The following is a 16525-nucleotide window of genomic DNA, read 5'->3' as shown; positions in this document are numbered from 1 at the left end:
CAATATGTATAGAGATATTAAAGGGGGATTTTCTATATGCTTAAAGAAGCGATCTATCATAGGCCAAAAGATAATTATGCATACGCTTACAACGAAAAAACAATTCACATCCGAATACACACAAAAAGAGATGATGTTCACAGCGCCGCCCTCATCTACGGTGATCCATACGAATGGCAAGATGGGAAATGGATTACAGCGAGTACACCGATGAAAAAAACCGGATCTACTGAGTTATTTGATTATTGGTCGGTTTCAATCGAACCAAAATTTAAACGCTTACGATATGGATTCGAATTAAAAAACGACGTAGACACTCTTATTTATACAGAAAGAGGATTTTTTTCTAACATTCCAAATGACGATGTCGGTAACTTTTTCTGCTTTCCATTCATTCATGCAAAAGACGTTTTCAGGGCACCATCTTGGATTAAAGACACAGTATGGTATCAAATCTTCCCGGAACGATTCGCTAACGGGGATAGCGCATTAAATCCGGCAAACACCCTTCCTTGGGGAAGTGCAGAGCCAACTGCTACTAATTTTTTCGGGGGTGATTTCGCTGGCATTCTTCAAAATCTTGATTACCTTGTGAAGCTTGGAATCTCTGGGATTTATTTCACTCCTATTTTTAAAGCTCACTCGAATCATAAATACGACACAATTGATTACATGGAAATCGATCCACAATTTGGGACGAAAGAAACTTTTAAAGAACTCGTTGAAGCATGTCATAAACGTGGTATAAAAGTAATGCTCGACGCTGTTTTTAATCATAGCGGATACTTCTTCGATAAATTTCAAGACGTGCTGAACCATGGTGAGAATTCCGCCTATAAAGATTGGTTCCATATTCATGAATTTCCAATTATAACTGAGCCGCTTCCTAATTATGATACTTTCGCATTTACACCATATATGCCTAAATTAAATACTGCTCATCCAGATGTAAAAGAATATTTACTTGAAGTAGGTCGTTATTGGGTAAGAGAGTTCCATATAGACGGTTGGCGCCTTGATGTCGCAAATGAAGTCGATCATAGTTTTTGGAGAGAATTCCGTAGTGAAATAAAAGCATTAAATCCTGAAGTATATATTCTAGGAGAAATCTGGCATGATGCACTCCCGTGGCTACAAGGGGATCAATTTGATGCTGTAATGAGCTATCCTGTGACAAACGCCCTACTTTCTTACTTTGCTAACGATTCCATTCATGCGAATGAATTCATGAAACAAATTACGGATTCTTTACATTCCTACTCTATGAATGTAAATGAAGCGGCATTTCATTTATTAGACAGTCATGACACACCTAGAATTTTAGCAACATGTAATGGGGATACAAATAAGTTAAAGTTACTCTATGTATTTCATCTTTCTTTCATCGGCTCTCCTTGTATTTATTATGGAGATGAAATTGGTATGGACGGCGGTATGGATCCAGCTTGTCGCAAATGTATGATTTGGGATACGAAAGAACAAGATCATCTATTATTTACACATGTACAAACATTAATTTCATTACGAAAGCAATATAAAGCATTTGGAGGACATGGTACTTTCCAATTCATCGAAGCAAATGATGAACATAATTATATTTCTTATACGAAAACATTTGAAGATGAAACTATCTTTTTCGTTTTAAATCCGACTGATAGTGAAGTTACTGCTTCACTCCCTCTTCATATTACTGGGAAGAAAATACTTAATATTTATACAAACGAAGAATTTTCAGCGGAAGCAAGTGTATTACAAGTTACACTTCCACCGTACGCATTCTCTATTTTAAAATGGTAATAGAAAAATCCTTATGCCAGGGTGGCATAAGGATTTTTCTTATTTCAATTTAAATACCATTGCTTCATATGGTCGTAATATAATATTTTCTATCGATACATTTTCTACGTCATAATTGTGTATTAATAACTCTGATTCGTTATAAATAATGTCCTCAGGTAATTCGAATACACATTCATCCGCAGTAAAGTTTGCAATCACCAGAAGCTTTCCTTCTCCATATGTTCTTACATAAGCAAAAATAGAAGGATTATTTTCTAGTATTAAATCGTATGATCCATACACAATAATCTCATTATTTTTACGTAACTCAATTAATTTTTTATAGTAATAAAAAATTGAGTTTTCATCTTGGATTGCATGCTCCACATTAATCTCTTTGTAATTAGGGTTTACCGCAATCCATGGCTCACCTGTTGTAAATCCAGCGTGATTCTTATCGTCCCACTGCATTGGCGTTCTAGCGTTATCTCGGCCTTTTATATAAATAGATTCCATTACTTTTTCTTTCTCTTCGCCACGGTCTACCACTTTTTCTTTATACATATTTAACGTTTCAATATCTCGATATTCATCAATTGATTGGAATCGAACGTTCGTCATTCCGATTTCTTCTCCTTGATAAATATACGGTGTTCCTTTCATCATATGAAGCACCGTCGCTAACATTTTCGCAGATTCAGTACGGTATATTCCATCATCACCAAAACGAGATACAACGCGAGGCTGATCATGGTTATTCCAATAAAGGCTATTCCATCCTGTATGCTCTAATGCTTTTTGCCACTTTGTTAAATTCTCTTTTAAAGTAAGGAGTGAACATGGTTTTACATCCCATTTCCCGCCTTCTCCTGAATCTAAATCCATATGTTCAAATTGGAATACCATTTGTAGTTCTTTTCTAGCTTCACCTGTATATAATTTAGCCTCTTCAGTCGTTACACCTGGCATTTCCCCAACCGTCATAATGTCATAATGAGACAATACTTCTTCATTCATTTCATGCAAATATTTGTGAATGTTCGGACCGTTCATAAAATGTTTATGCCCTGAAACATATCCTTCTTCATCCGTTTCAACAGCTGGTAAGCCTTCTTCTTTAGAAATAAAATTAATAACATCCATACGGAATCCATCAATTCCTTTTTCTAACCAAAACTTCATCATGCCATAAACATCTTGTCTTACCTTTGCATTATCCCAGTTTAAATCTGGTTGTTTTTTAGAAAACAGATGTAGATAATATTCGTCTGTCATTTCATCATATTGCCATGCAGAGCCACTAAACGCTGCTCCCCAGTTATTCGGCTCTTTCCCTTCATTTCCAGGACGCCATATATAATAGTCTCTATATTTATTATCTTTCGATTTACGTGATTCAATAAACCAATTATGTTCATCTGAAGTATGATTAACAACTAAGTCCATCATAAGTTTCATATTACGTTTATGCATTTCATGTAATAGTTCATCCCAGTCTTCCATTGTTCCGAACTCATTCATAATTTTACAATAATCACTTATATCATAACCATTATCATCATTTGGAGATTCATAGACTGGTGATAACCAAATTACATCAATACCCAATTCTTTTAAGTAATCTAGCTTTGAAAGAATGCCACGAAGATCCCCTATGCCATCACCGTTACTATCCATAAAACTACGAGGATAAATTTGATATACTACACTTTCTTTCCACCATTGTTTTTCCATTATGCTACCCCATTTCATCTATACTATAATTTTTTTCTTTTTTAAGGCGCAAACGTTTTCATTAATGAATGATAACAGATTCTATCTTAATTTAAAATAGCGCTTACAATATTTATTCTTCTTTTTCTAAGAAAACGAGCGAAACTTACTATATTTTCTTGTGGAAATGAAAACGTTTTATTTTTTTCTAGTGTTTTTATTTCTTTTTTGAATCTATTCGTTTATAATGAACTCAAAGAAAACGTTTGCATAAATTTCTAGGGGGAAATATCATGGCAGAACTTAAATTAGAAAATATTTATAAAATATATGATAATAACGTAACAGCCGTAACAGATTTTAACTTACACATTCAAGATAAAGAATTTATCGTATTCGTCGGTCCTTCTGGATGTGGAAAATCTACCACATTACGAATGGTAGCTGGCCTTGAAGATATTTCAAAAGGAGAATTTTCAATTGATGGTAAGCTAATGAACGATGTTCCTCCAAAAGATCGAGATATCGCAATGGTCTTCCAAAACTATGCTCTTTATCCGCATATGAGTGTGTATGATAATATGGCATTCGGATTAAAACTTCGAAAAATACCGAAAGATGAAATCGATCGTCGCGTGAACGACGCAGCGAAAATTTTAGGGCTTGAACAATACTTAACTAGAAAACCAAAAGCATTATCAGGTGGACAACGACAACGTGTTGCATTAGGAAGAGCAATTGTTCGAGACGCAAAAGTTTTCTTAATGGATGAACCATTGTCAAACTTAGATGCAAAACTACGTGTTGCAATGAGATCCGAAATTTCTAAATTACACCACCGCCTTGGCACAACGACAATTTATGTAACACATGATCAAACTGAAGCAATGACAATGGCTTCACGTCTTGTTGTTATGAAAGATGGAAAAATCCAACAAATCGGAACTCCAAAAGAAGTATATGAAACACCTGAAAATATTTTCGTTGGTGGTTTTATCGGTTCACCCGCAATGAATTTCTTCCGCGGAAAATTAACTGAAACCGATTTCGTTATAGACAATTCACTAAAGTTTAAAGTATCTGAAGGGAAAATGAAGTTATTACGCGAACAAGGCTATGTAAATAAAGAAATTGTTTTAGGTATTCGTCCAGAAGATATTCATGATGAACTATTATTTTTAGAAGCTTCACAATCTACTACTTTCACAACAAAAATTGAAGTTGCAGAGTTGTTAGGGGCTGAATCTATTTTATATATGAAACTTGGAAATCAAGATTTTGCGGCACGTGTTGATGCAAGACATACTTTTTCACCTGGAGATCAAATTAAACTTGCATTTGATTTAAATAAAGCGCATTTCTTTGACAGTCAAACAGAACAACGTATTCGTTAAAAAATAAAGTTCTATTATAGAACATACAAAAAAACCGTCCACATACATTGAGGGCGGTTTTCATTATTATACTAGGGCGTCTACTGTATGAAATGATTGTCCTTTCGTGCTAATAATACCGAAAATCGGTAAGTCACTAAGCACCACTTCTTCTTGCTGTTTCATAAAAGATGACGTTAATTGTTTTATCTCTATCCAAACGTCATTAATACAAAGTACATTGGAATCGTTCTCTTGTTGGCGAGAAAAAATAGAATCTATTTTATATAAACCAGCATTTTGAAAAAGCATATCAATGCGACTGAATGCATTCAAAGTAATACTGATAACGCGTTGCCAATCTCCTTGTTTTCCCATATCATAGGATACAAAAAGTGCCTCTCCGCCTAGATTCGTAATTTCTTCCACTGTTGCTTGTCCACTTTCTTGATCAATGTCCGTCACAATTACTTTCGCGCCTTGCTTAGCCAACAAAAGAGCTGTACTACGTCCAATACCGATGCCACCACCAGTTACAATGGCAACCTTTCCTGCAAGCTTCATTTTCATTACCCCTTCTATATGTCTTACCGTCATTCAGTATACTCCTTTATTAGATTAGTCCGCAAGCAGGAAAAGTTAACCTTACAAATTGTAAACGATTACTTTTTTGTTTCTTTTTTCTTACTATTATATTGATCAAAGGTTAAACCGATAAAAATAAGAATCCCCCAAAATATTAAGCTACCTCCGGTCATTCCAAATCCCCCTTTGTAATATAACAATATTATTTATATTCATTATACCATTAACTTAATTTTCAATCTATTCAAAGGAAAAATAGGATGTTTGAATTAGCTATCGCTTCTTTAAACATCCTTCAGTAACATGGCGAGTACTATATAGGAGATATCCATCCCATATAAATTCCATTATATCAATTACATTTATCAAATTTCTAAAAAAAATAAGACTTTTTATATGCAAACAATAAAAAGTCTTATTTCACTATTATAACGTATAATCTAAATGTTTCTTATACCAGACTCATCACTTTCGTCTTTGCAATTAAATCATGGAAACCACAATTATCTTTGCGGAATAACATCATATATACGTTACATATTAATGGAATTCCAAGTAACAATATGTTTGGTAATAACAATACAAAAAATCGTATTATTAATGTTTGTAACGTTAGTTTTTCACTTGTTAATGAAATTACTTTTGTTCTTGTTACCTTTTTACCTACTGTAGCACCGTTCCAAATAAATGGTAACAAAATAAAATATATAGCCATTAGCATGAAAGCTACCGTAAGGTCATATCTATAGTCACCAAAACTTATATTAAAACGATTGAAAATAGCACTATAGTTTCCAGTGATAACAGCTACTATCGCACCGTACATAACCGAGATTAAAAACATGTCAATAAGGGAAGCACCTATGCGATTCATTACAAGCGCTGGACGATGCATCTTTAACTTCATTCTATGTCGACTCCTTCATATCCTTCTTTACCCGTTTCATCGTACCACTTCTAAAAAACATTGTAAACTAGCGTTTCTCTTACTTTTCTTGTACAATGTGTTACAACAGCACTATAAAGGAGGTTCCCATATTGAAAAGATGGATAATCCTATTTGCCGCACTCTTATTAACAGGTTGTACAGGCAATACAAACCATTTAACCTATACCATTAACGACGAATATGAACTCATACATACTTCTGGAGATGCATTTGAACTTTTCCCCTCGCAAGATGCTGTATATGCTACACAATACATCCCTGCAAAAATCACAGAAATTGCTTGGGACGATAAATACATTATCACAAAACAAATTGTGGAAAAATCAGATCCAAATAATCCCGATGCAGCAATTACAAATAAAAAAAATGAACATTATTGGATTATCGATGTAAAGCATAATAAACGATTCGGTCCTTATAATGAAAAACAATTTAACGAACAAAAAGATGCATTTAAAATTACAGTACCTTTTCAAAGTGTAGATTCATATGTGAAAGAGCTAAAAAAACAGTCAGCATAAATTTTTATGCTGACTGTTTTCGTTTAAATACACACCTTACTTGGAAAGTGAGATATTGAAAGTTTGTGGCTCTTGAACAGCTTCATGAGTATCTCCTGCCGCTAAATCATCTGTTGTAAACTTAATATCCTTTACCTTCTCTTTTCCATCATCAAGTATTAAACCGATAATTCCGGCTCGTGTCTCACCAGGCTTATAATCTTCCCTTGATACACTCTTTGTCCCCACCAGTGTGTCTTCTTCATATAAAAAGTTTTGAGTCCCTACATTAAAATGTTGTTTATCATTAATAATCACATCATTCATAGAGAAGAATTGCATGTTCTTATTTCCACTATTTTCTACCTTATATGTAATTTCGACATACCGAATCGTTTCGCTAATCTCTGTTCCACTTAACGATGCATATAATTCAGCATCTTCTTGACTCACTTTATCTCCCAATCTACGCTTTACTTCTTCAGGAGTTAATGCCGTATACACTTTCAATGTATTTTTTGCATCTTTGCTCATTTGTGATAATGAGATAACTTTAACGTCTTGTACATGAATTTTCATTGGGGCTACTTCAAATGTTTGATTCACAGAATGAATCTGTTCTAATTCAAATGTCCCCCATCCTTTTTCTTTCACTTTTTGCCCTACTTTTTTAAGCTCACGCCCACCATACTCTTTTGTTTCTGGAATAGATTCTTTCTTTTTAGGTTCTGCCTTCTTTTCTTCTTGATGGAAGCAACCACTTAACATAAGAAGAAAACTACATAAAACAAAAATACTTTTCCATGCTTTCATCATTTAATTTCTCCTAACACTATCATTCATTAATATAAAGTGAAACTTTAATCAGTGGGGGTTTTGTCCATCCCCACTGATTATCGGCCTTCACCAATCGGGCTTTTACGGGCAGTTGATCTCCCACCTAACTTCTTCGCTCCAACCGAATTTTGAGGTGGGAGTCTTACTTGCCCGGAAATAGCGGGGTAAATTAGTCCCTTGCTTTGTAAACTATAGAAACAATGAGAAGTCCACAAAACGAACTTGTCAGTCCAGATACTATTATACCCCCTATTTGGAAAATATGAAAATAGGGATCTATGAACGCATGAACGATAAATATAAGAGCTGTCACAATTATTGCCGAAACCCAATACTTCCTTTTTTCTGAAGCTATAATAATATCTTTCCCTGTTTCATCTTTATACTTCCATAGTACATATAATAGTAATAATAAACCAACACATGTACTCCCGTGTTGCATATATTTATACACCGGGATATTATATAATTCTTTTTGTAAAAATGGTATTTCCATAACGAAATAGCCTGTATTATGAGTAAGGCATCCCAAACGACATGCGTGAGCATACCAAATAAAGCAGAATAGCAAAATACAAAGAAATTCTTCCATGTATGAAGCCGCCACCTCTCATCTACCGCATATGTATAGTAACCAGCAAACGGTTTAGGTAAATTTGTTATAAATGGCTTTTTTAAAATGTAATGATAAATGTATGCTAACAGAAATACAAGTGGTAAATTTAAATATAAGAATCCAAGCCACGTATGCCCAATGACACCATACGGTCTAAAGTGTAAAAAATATTCAAAATCAGGCGCCATACTCCCTAATATAAGAGCCGTTACTGAAATATATTTGGACTGTTTCTTCACAAAAGGAAGAACTGCTGCTGGATGCGCAAATGTAAACGGCATGTTTTGACTCCTTTTCATATTTTCAATAGAATACCATCTATCATAACGAGAGAATTGATCTTGATGCAATATTTATTTTCACATTGGAATATGATAGTTTACGTGTTATAATCCACATGAAATATTCAGAAAATAAGGAAGTATTCGCCTGTCATTAACACTTGTCTTTTTTCTTGTTCTGTTTATCTTTTGTTAAGTACATACATTAGCTTCTTTCTATGGAAGCACGACAAAATTATAAAATATATGCCTGCTCTCGTTGGCTTTATGAGCGTTCTTTTCATTTTTAAATGGAAGAGACTGACTTTCGACTGGGAAGGCCTTGGCTTTGGCACACTTCAATATACAATACTATTAGCAAGTTGTCTTACCCTTGTATTTGCTGCTTTGTTAGAATTAAAATCCGTTATGAATTGAGGTTTATATATTGATTGACGTACCCTTTTTAAAAAATGTCACATTAAAAAAAGAAAATATCCCTAGCTTTTCCGCATATCCTTACTGTTTACCCGCTATCCGAACTTTACAATCACTTGCCTTCCACCCAAATGTAACATTCATTATTGGAGAAAACGGAACGGGTAAATCAACATTACTCGAAGCAATTGCAATTGCTTTAGGATTTAATGCAGAAGGTGGAACGAAAAATTTCCGCTTTAGCACAAACGATTCACATTCATCTTTACATGAATACCTTCGAATTTCCAAAAGTTTCAATACACCAAACGACGGTTTCTTTCTTCGCGCTGAATCATTTTATAACGTTGCTTCTTATATCGATGAAATAGATGCTATAAAATCTTATGGCGGTGTTTCACTTCACGAGCAATCCCATGGTGAATCATTCTTTTCATTATTTATGAACCGTTTTTCAGGACAAGGTTTATACATTTTAGATGAGCCTGAGGCCGCTCTATCACCAATGAGACAACTTTCCATGCTCATTCGAATGCACGAACTAGCGGAACAAGGTTCACAATTTGTTATTGCGACACACTCTCCTATTTTAATGGCTTACCCTGAATCCACTATATACTCTTTAACACAAGAAGGGATTCACGAATCTACATTAGAAGAAACCGAGCATTACCAAACGACGAAGCTTTTCTTTGAAAATCGTGATCGATTATTTCATCATTTATTTGATTCTTAAAAAAAAGAAGCAGCGATTGCTGCTTCTTTTTTATAGTGCTTCTATAAATAATGCTACCCCAATACCGCCGCCGACGCATAGAGAAGCAATTCCTTTTTCTAATCCGCGTCTCTTCAATTCATGAATTAAACTTACAGTGATACGAGCTCCTGTACAACCGATTGGATGTCCAAGTCCTACACCACTACCGTTTACATTCACTTTCTCACGGTCTAATCCTAACTCTTTCTCTACAGCTAGGTATTGTGCAGCGAAAGCTTCATTAATTTCAAGTAAATCAGCATCTTCTAATGACCAATCTACTTTTTCTAATCCTTTACGAATTGCTGGTGCTGGTCCAATTCCCATAATTTTAGGATCTACTCCAGCTACTGAATATCCAACAATTCGAGCTAACGGTTGTAAGCCTTTTTCTTTCGCTTTTTCTTCACTCATTAATACTAGAACTGCACTTCCGTCATTAAGACCAGATGCATTCCCTGCAGTTACTGATCCATCTTTACGGAAAGCTGGTTTTAATCCAGCTAATTTTTCCGCTGTAATATCTGCACGTGGATGTTCATCCTTCGAAAATACAATTTCTTTTCTGCGTTCTTTTATTGTAATAGGAACAATTTGATCGTCAAAATATCCAGACTCGATTGCATTTAGCGCCAATGAATGACTACGAAGTGCAACTTCATCTTGTTCCTCTCTTGTAATTTCATATTGTTCAACTAAATTTTCCGCTGTTTCACCCATCATAATATGATGAATCGGATCTTCTAGCACTTCCCACACCGTATCACGAATTTCTCCGTGCTGTAGACGTTGTCCCCAGCGGTGCTGTTTCAATGCATAAGGGCTCGAACTCATCGCTTCTACTCCACCTGCAATAACAATATCACTCACACCTAATTGAATTTGCATTGCAGCTGACATAATTGCTTGCATACCTGAAGAACATTGGCGTTGGATTGTATACCCCGTAACTGTGTCAGGAAATCCTGCCGCTAATGCAGCCGTTCTCGCCGTATTTGCTTCATCAGTTCTTTGAATACAATGACCTAAAATTACTTCATCAACTTCATGTGGTTCTACCCCGCCTCGTTTTACAGCTTCCTGAAGTACAGGAACAGCTAATTCTACTGGCGTTACATTTTTTAGCGCTCCCCCAAAAGTTCCAATTGGTGAACGAACTGCAGCTGTAATAACAACATTATGCATTTTGTACTTGCCCCTCTCTTATGTATCCTAGTCAGTTTTTAGGTGAAATTCCATAAGATGTATATCTACAACTATCATACTATAAACATACTAAAAAATCAAAATATTTAATATAATAAAAATAGAAGGAATTAACCTTCTATTCTGTTAATGCATATAAGAATTTTTGCAATATCTTCTCTGTCGTTTCATTCAATTTCGGTAACTTATCTACCGGAAAATATTGAAGTTGTAACCCTTCATGATCGAGCTTTAATTCTCCGCTTACATGATGTGCCTGATACAGATGAATTACATTAAAAACTTCATCTCCATTTGGATAACGGAAATAAACTTCTTTTCCTGAAAGAACACCAAGAAATTGCATTATTTTTGCACTTAGCCCCGTCTCCTCGAATAATTCTCTACGAGCAGTTTCTTCTGTCGTTTCTCCCAATTCCATTGCCCCGCCAGGCACACCCCAATCATATGTATCTGAACGATATTGAAGCAATACTTCTTGATTATCATTTAATATAATAATTGCTGACCCTACTAAAATAAGTGGTCTCGTACCAACTACTTCGCGTAACTCTTCAATATACCCCAATATGTAAACTCTCCTTTCCTCACCCTTCCTTATCATAACAAAATTCTCTTCCTTTTGTTGATGTAATTTTCAACAAAAAAGGAAGCTTTCGCTTCCTTTTTTTACCGTTATTTCTTAAAGCTTTCGTATTTTACAGCTTCAAAAGCTTCTTCAATTTCCTCATTGCTATAATGGACGTATGTAAAACGCCCTAATTCTACTAATCTAGCTATTTCTTGTAACGCTTTATGTTGATCATATGTTTCTTCAATTGTAATATGTACATAAAATTTCATTAATGGATGTTCATATAAAGGTTCTCCCACCTCTACATATACATCTTCAACCCCTTGCACAACTCTTACGTAACTCGCAAATTGATAAAGTGCTTCTCTGTCTGAAACGATTTTTAATGTATACATATATTCTCCCCCTTTCCTTTACTATATCAAAAAGATGACCACACTACGTTATAGAACTATGAAATTTTTTCGACTTGTAGTCTATATTTTCATGTAATAAACAAGGCGTTTATCCATACATAGCATCTTTTCCCCACATATATTATAGGAAGAATTTTTTCACTTGAGGTGTTCCTTATGGATCCATACGTCAATATATGTATTTGCATTACGCCAGGCGCTAATATTTCTGACGACCGCATCGCAAAAGATTTAGCAGTTGCAGAATCAATTTGGCATCCCATTACATTTCAAATTCAAGAAGTAATTGTGTTAAATGAGCTTTTCCGTTTTTCTGACCGTGAGATTAGTTATAAAAGTTCCATTCAGAGTCAGGAAAAATTAGCATCCTTTTTCCAAACGTGTGTAAATGAAGCTCCAGAATGTGATCTTTACATTTGTTATATTGGCAGTGATTATTTCAAAGAAACAGCAGTAATTGCCTGCGCTTATTCTTTAGCAAAACAACAGCAACTTACTGGTTACATCGTTTTAACAAACTCAGCTGCTCCAATGAAAAATATATACACCCTCGCTCACGAAATTGGTCATATTTTATTTACAAGACGGATTCATGGAAAGCTTACTCATGCAGATCCTCATTCCCCAACTGGCTCGGAGCACCATCCTTCTCCATCAAATCTTATGTACCCTATAGTTCCCCGCCCAGAAAACGTCCATATTCATTCCTTATTAACGAGCGAACAAAAGGAACTCTCCTTACAAAGTTCTTTATTACAAAGAAAAAAACAGTAACGCCTTGTTACTGTTTAAAACAACTTATTCCAATCAACAAACCAAATCCCGGCTGCTAGAAATAAAGTGAAACTTTAATCAGTGGGGGTCTTCATCCCCCACTGATTATCAGCCCTCACCAATCGGGCATTTACGGGCAGTTTATCTCCCACCTAACTTCTTTGCTCCATCCGAATCTTAAGGCGGGAGTTTTACTGCCCGTTAATGCGGGATAAAAATAGGCAACTAAACATAAGCCTAATTCCTCTAAAAATCCTTATATAATATTTCTTTGGAAATAAATTTTTGCATATCCAAAGCAGCCCTTTTCCTATTAAACCGAAGAATAAAATATAACCCGATGTGTCATCTAATAAAGTATCGAAATAGTCATCGTGTACCTTTTTCGAAAAGGTAGTATATAGCCCCAAAATCGTTAAACCTAAAAATATAATAGACAATATACCTAGAAATATACTTTGCATATTTGTTCCCCCCTTAATAAAAAATTCAGTTCGTTCACTATTAATATAAAGCTAGCTTACAGTTTTTTTCTCCTCATTTTTTAAAGACCATCGCATTAATACATATAAACTTCCGTACAGAAGTAAAGGCTCTAGTATTCCCCAATATGGGTTTTGCTTCCCTAATTCTTTAAATACAAACATAATTAATAGCGGTATGATAACAACTAACATTCCAATCCATCCAAGCATGTACGCTTCACCAATTAGCAGTACTAATAAGATAAATCCAGCTAGTATATAACTTTGCATTGTAGTTAATTGCAAGACAGGTGTCCCATACCATTTATTCATAAACATTAATAATACTAGTAATAAAATTGGTAGCAAAGCTGCTACATAAATAATGCTAAATTCTTTTATTTTGCTCTTAAATGATGACATCTTAAAAGCAAAAATAGTCCCCACAATAGTAATCATTAAAACAATTGGATACCCAATCAACTGTACATTTGTTAATGTAAATTCATGATTCGGATTTCCAAATAAAATATTTGTCAGTAACCAATATCCACCAATACCAATAATCATCCCTAAAATGCTTTTTATACTCCCGCCTTTATCCTTCTCCATCTCTTTCGCTAACTCTTCCGCATACTCTTTTGGTGAATCACCAAATATATCATTTACTGTCTTTCCCTCTTGCTCTCCTTCTATTAAATGAAGTTCTGCATCTTCTAGAAAAGCATCCACATCCGCTTCTTTAATTCCTTTTGTTATTAAATACACTTTCGTATCAATTAAAAACTTTTCACCTTCTTTAGAAACCTTCATTATAACCCCTCCCTTATTTAACCGTTTCTTTTCTATTCGTCTTCATCATAATTTCAAGGAAAATTAAAATAAACAAACTTCCGTATAAACATATAATTTGAAATAACATTGGCACGAGATCTTCTGATGTAAATGTTTTAAACACTAGCATAATAGAAAGCGGAATAATTAAATATAAGTTTTTAAACCATCCTTCAAAATACATATTTATCGCTACTGTAATAATAAAAATCCCACCACCTAATATATAACTTTGCACTTGAGTGAATGTAACCATCTTTGTAGGATATAACACATCTAATATCGTAACCGCTCCTAATAAAAACATTGGCGCTATCATGACTAAAAACCACATTAAAAACCATGTTTTTGTAAAGCTTGTTACAAAGGTCATTTTACGAAGTAAAAAATTAGGACCCATTACAGCTAAAATCAATGTAAAACTATAGCCAATGCACTGAATAAGTGAAATCTGTAAAACTCCATTATTCACTATTAAAATAGAAGCAATAACCCAAAATGCTACGATATTCATTACCGTAAAACCGATTTGCTTCCACGTTTCCTGTCTATCCCTTTCCATTACTTTTACAAGTTCATTGGCATATTCTTTCGGTGAGCTTCCGAAAATATCTTCTACACCTTTCCCTTCACTCTCACCCTCTATTAAATGCAACTCTGCATCTTCTAAAAAGCTTTCAATATCACTTTCTTTCACACCCTTTGCTGTCAAAAACAACCTCATATCTAATAAAAAATTTCGCGCTTCACTTGATAACATTATTTTCTTCTTCCCTTCCCTTCAAGTAGACGTTCTACACTACTTTGCATCGCTTCCCAGCGATCCATAAATTCATCCAGTGCTTCCTCGCCTTTTTCTGTTAATGTATAATATTTTCGCTTTGGACCAGATGGAGATTCCTTCATTACACTTGTTATTAATCCTTCCTTTTGCATTCGGATTAATAACGGATAAATACTTCCCTCACTCGCCATTGTGAAACCATATTTCGCTAGTTTTTCACTCATTTCATAACCATATATTTCACCTTCAGAAATAATAGCAAGTAAGCAACCTTCTAAAATCCCTTTTAGCATTTGACTTGTCGACATAACTCAAATCCTCCCACTATCTTGTTTTACAAGATAGATAAGCGTAAGTATCTTGCTTTACAAAATAGTATAGCAGAGACTATTTTGCAAAACAAGATAGCCAAAGATTTTTTCCAAATGTTTGCAGGAATTTCATTATCGCCTCTCTAAATAGAGCAATAAGAGAACTTTTATTATGAAGGAGTGCTTTTCATCATGGTTACAAATCGAGTTGTCTTTTTAACAGGTGCTGCGAGTGGTATTGGATATGAGATGGGGAATGCTTTTGCAAAAGAAGGCGCAAAAGTTGTTATTACTGATCGTCTTGAAGAGCGTGCGAAAGAAGCTGCTGAACAATTACAAAAGGAAGGATTTCAGGCTATCGGTTTAAAATGTGACGTTACATCTGAAGTAGAAATTGCAGCAGCAATTTCTCAAACAGTTAATCATTTCGGTTCATTAGATATATTAATTAACAATGCAGGAATGCAACACGTTTCACCGATTGAAGATTTTTCAACTGAAAAGTTCGAGCTGCTAATCAAAATTATGCAAATCGCTCCTTTCATCGCAATTAAGCATGCCTTTCCGATTATGAAAAAACAAAAGTATGGTCGGATTATTAATGTCGCTTCCATTAATGGCCTTGTCGGATTTGCTGGAAAAGCTGCTTATAATAGTGCGAAACATGGCGTAATTGGATTAACAAAAGTGGCTGCTTTAGAGGGAGCGACTCATGGAATTACTGTAAATGCTCTTTGTCCTGGATATGTTGATACCCCTCTTGTACGAAACCAACTACAAGACTTAGCAACTACGCGAAATGTACCACTTGAAAATGTTTTAGAAGATGTTATTTATCCTCTCGTACCACAAAAGCGCTTGTTGCAAGTACAAGAAATTGCGGATTATGCTATGTTTTTAGCAAGTGAAAAAGCAAAAGGCATAACTGGTCAAGCTGTTGTTATCGATGGTGGATATACTGCTCAATAAAGTGAAACTTTAATCCGTGGGGGTTTTGTTCATCCCCACTGATTATTAGCCTTCACCAATCGGGCTTTTACGGGCAGTTAATCTCCGACCTAACTTCTTTGCTCCAAGCAAATTTTGAGGTGGGAGTTTTACTGCCCGTTAATGCGGGGTAAAAAATAAAGTTTGCTCTTCGCGAGCAAACTTTATTTACTTTCTATCGCGAGGATCTTTCTACTTTAGTAATTGTTTAGGGAGTTTCTCAATTGCAACAATCACTCCGTCTAATTTACTTTCAATGCGATGTAGTAAATATAGCGTTACAACAATTGGAAACCCCACATTACCTATCATCCTGATCCACTCTTCCATCTTTCTCTCCTCCCTTCATTACATAAATAAGAGGAAAA

Annotated in this window: 19 protein-coding genes and 2 pseudogenes; 7 read left to right on the top strand and 14 right to left on the bottom strand. The window is 34.9% G+C overall.

What is annotated here, in order from left to right; all coding sequences use genetic code 11:
* The first annotated feature begins 36 nt into the window (after window positions 1–36).
* Window positions 37–1797 carry an alpha-glycosidase gene (locus MRBLBA3_RS02100; RefSeq protein ID WP_363379644.1) on the top strand — a complete coding sequence of 587 codons (1761 nt, stop codon included), beginning with the start codon at window positions 37–39 and terminating at the stop codon, window positions 1795–1797.
* 39 nt (window positions 1798–1836) lie between these two features.
* Here the strand turns inward: MRBLBA3_RS02100 and MRBLBA3_RS02095 are convergent, their stop codons facing one another.
* Window positions 1837–3513 (bottom strand): glycoside hydrolase family 13 protein, encoded by a 1677-nt coding sequence (locus MRBLBA3_RS02095; protein ID WP_044737848.1) that lies wholly within the window; start codon window positions 3511–3513, stop codon window positions 1837–1839.
* Between the two features lie 272 nt (window positions 3514–3785).
* Here MRBLBA3_RS02095 and MRBLBA3_RS02090 point away from each other — a divergent pair, with 272 nt between their 5' ends.
* Window positions 3786–4886 (top strand): ABC transporter ATP-binding protein, encoded by a 1101-nt coding sequence (locus MRBLBA3_RS02090; RefSeq protein ID WP_000818942.1) that lies wholly within the window; start codon window positions 3786–3788, stop codon window positions 4884–4886.
* A 66-nt stretch (window positions 4887–4952) separates the two neighbouring features.
* On the opposite strand, the gene MRBLBA3_RS02085 is transcribed toward MRBLBA3_RS02090, so the two are convergent.
* The 3 genes from MRBLBA3_RS02085 to MRBLBA3_RS02075 all read right to left on the bottom strand — a co-directional run bounded on the left by MRBLBA3_RS02085 (window position 4953) and on the right by MRBLBA3_RS02075 (window position 6357).
* Window positions 4953–5462, bottom strand: coding sequence for an SDR family NAD(P)-dependent oxidoreductase (locus tag MRBLBA3_RS02085; protein WP_000218315.1), 510 nt, complete (start codon window positions 5460–5462; stop codon window positions 4953–4955).
* Window positions 5463–5527: 65 nt separating this feature from the next.
* Window positions 5528–5623, bottom strand: coding sequence for a hypothetical protein (locus MRBLBA3_RS02080; protein ID WP_000145641.1), 96 nt, complete (start codon window positions 5621–5623; stop codon window positions 5528–5530).
* A 278-nt stretch (window positions 5624–5901) separates the two neighbouring features.
* Entirely contained in the window at window positions 5902–6357 is a 456-nt protein-coding gene (locus MRBLBA3_RS02075) for an RDD family protein (protein WP_044737847.1), read from the bottom strand.
* 131 nt (window positions 6358–6488) lie between these two features.
* On the opposite strand from MRBLBA3_RS02075, the gene MRBLBA3_RS02070 reads away from it, so the two are divergent.
* Window positions 6489–6920 carry a DUF3997 domain-containing protein gene (locus MRBLBA3_RS02070; protein ID WP_000832854.1) on the top strand — a complete coding sequence of 144 codons (432 nt, stop codon included), beginning with the start codon at window positions 6489–6491 and terminating at the stop codon, window positions 6918–6920.
* Window positions 6921–6956: 36 nt separating this feature from the next.
* Here the strand turns inward: MRBLBA3_RS02070 and MRBLBA3_RS02065 are convergent, their stop codons facing one another.
* Together MRBLBA3_RS02065 and MRBLBA3_RS02060 are read right to left on the bottom strand one after the other, a co-directional pair.
* Window positions 6957–7715 (bottom strand): hypothetical protein, encoded by a 759-nt coding sequence (locus MRBLBA3_RS02065; protein ID WP_000973888.1) that lies wholly within the window; start codon window positions 7713–7715, stop codon window positions 6957–6959.
* 190 nt (window positions 7716–7905) lie between these two features.
* Window positions 7906–8633 (bottom strand): annotated as a pseudogene (locus tag MRBLBA3_RS02060) (DUF4184 family protein).
* Between the two features lie 148 nt (window positions 8634–8781).
* Here MRBLBA3_RS02060 and MRBLBA3_RS02055 point away from each other — a divergent pair.
* Together MRBLBA3_RS02055 and MRBLBA3_RS02050 are read left to right on the top strand one after the other, a co-directional pair.
* A pseudogene (locus tag MRBLBA3_RS02055) lies at window positions 8782–9050 on the top strand (hypothetical protein).
* 10 nt (window positions 9051–9060) lie between these two features.
* A complete protein-coding gene (locus tag MRBLBA3_RS02050) occupies window positions 9061–9786 on the top strand; it encodes an AAA family ATPase (protein WP_000567976.1) in 726 nt (241 codons plus the stop codon).
* A 30-nt stretch (window positions 9787–9816) separates the two neighbouring features.
* Here MRBLBA3_RS02050 and MRBLBA3_RS02045 read toward each other — a convergent pair whose 3' ends face one another.
* The 3 genes from MRBLBA3_RS02045 to MRBLBA3_RS02035 form a co-directional block, all read right to left on the bottom strand.
* Window positions 9817–10992 carry an acetyl-CoA C-acetyltransferase gene (locus MRBLBA3_RS02045; RefSeq protein ID WP_044737845.1) on the bottom strand — a complete coding sequence of 392 codons (1176 nt, stop codon included), beginning with the start codon at window positions 10990–10992 and terminating at the stop codon, window positions 9817–9819.
* Window positions 10993–11131: 139 nt separating this feature from the next.
* A complete protein-coding gene (locus MRBLBA3_RS02040) occupies window positions 11132–11581 on the bottom strand; it encodes an NUDIX hydrolase (RefSeq protein WP_000540508.1) in 450 nt (149 codons plus the stop codon).
* A 107-nt stretch (window positions 11582–11688) separates the two neighbouring features.
* On the bottom strand, window positions 11689–11982 hold the full coding sequence (locus tag MRBLBA3_RS02035; RefSeq protein WP_000288333.1) for a DUF3928 family protein: 294 nt from the start codon (window positions 11980–11982) through the stop codon (window positions 11689–11691).
* A 177-nt stretch (window positions 11983–12159) separates the two neighbouring features.
* Between MRBLBA3_RS02035 and MRBLBA3_RS02030 the strand changes: the two genes are divergently transcribed.
* On the top strand, window positions 12160–12777 hold the full coding sequence (locus tag MRBLBA3_RS02030; protein WP_363379639.1) for an ImmA/IrrE family metallo-endopeptidase: 618 nt from the start codon (window positions 12160–12162) through the stop codon (window positions 12775–12777).
* A 191-nt stretch (window positions 12778–12968) separates the two neighbouring features.
* Here MRBLBA3_RS02030 and MRBLBA3_RS02025 read toward each other — a convergent pair whose 3' ends face one another.
* Genes MRBLBA3_RS02025 through MRBLBA3_RS02010 form a run of 4 tightly spaced genes read right to left on the bottom strand, consistent with a single transcriptional unit; the run spans window position 12969 to window position 15167 of the window.
* The gene (locus MRBLBA3_RS02025) at window positions 12969–13241 is read right to left on the bottom strand and encodes a hypothetical protein (protein WP_044737842.1); all 273 of its coding nucleotides are present in this window, start codon (window positions 13239–13241) and stop codon (window positions 12969–12971) included.
* 51 nt (window positions 13242–13292) lie between these two features.
* Entirely contained in the window at window positions 13293–14054 is a 762-nt protein-coding gene (locus MRBLBA3_RS02020; RefSeq protein WP_044737841.1) for a DUF1129 domain-containing protein, read from the bottom strand.
* Window positions 14055–14067: 13 nt separating this feature from the next.
* Window positions 14068–14835 (bottom strand): DUF1129 domain-containing protein, encoded by a 768-nt coding sequence (locus tag MRBLBA3_RS02015; protein WP_212087908.1) that lies wholly within the window; start codon window positions 14833–14835, stop codon window positions 14068–14070.
* Window positions 14835–15167: a PadR family transcriptional regulator gene (locus tag MRBLBA3_RS02010; RefSeq protein ID WP_000107977.1), complete on the bottom strand. Its 333-nt coding sequence runs from the start codon at window positions 15165–15167 to the stop codon at window positions 14835–14837. Before MRBLBA3_RS02010 ends, MRBLBA3_RS02015 begins: the two co-directional genes overlap by 1 nt.
* Before the next feature lie 195 nt (window positions 15168–15362).
* Here MRBLBA3_RS02010 and MRBLBA3_RS02005 point away from each other — a divergent pair, with 195 nt between their 5' ends.
* Entirely contained in the window at window positions 15363–16139 is a 777-nt protein-coding gene (locus MRBLBA3_RS02005) for a 3-hydroxybutyrate dehydrogenase (protein WP_044737839.1), read from the top strand.
* Window positions 16140–16349: 210 nt separating this feature from the next.
* Here the strand turns inward: MRBLBA3_RS02005 and MRBLBA3_RS02000 are convergent, their stop codons facing one another.
* Window positions 16350–16487 (bottom strand): YvrJ family protein, encoded by a 138-nt coding sequence (locus MRBLBA3_RS02000; RefSeq protein WP_000393342.1) that lies wholly within the window; start codon window positions 16485–16487, stop codon window positions 16350–16352.
* Between the last annotated feature and the right edge of the window lie 38 nt (window positions 16488–16525).

This window comes from Bacillus sp. LBA3-1-1.1 (genome assembly GCF_040676495.1).
Classification (GTDB): Bacteria; Bacillota; Bacilli; order Bacillales; family Bacillaceae_G; genus Bacillus_A; species Bacillus_A nitratireducens.
This window is presented reverse-complemented; position numbering and strand designations above follow the sequence as displayed.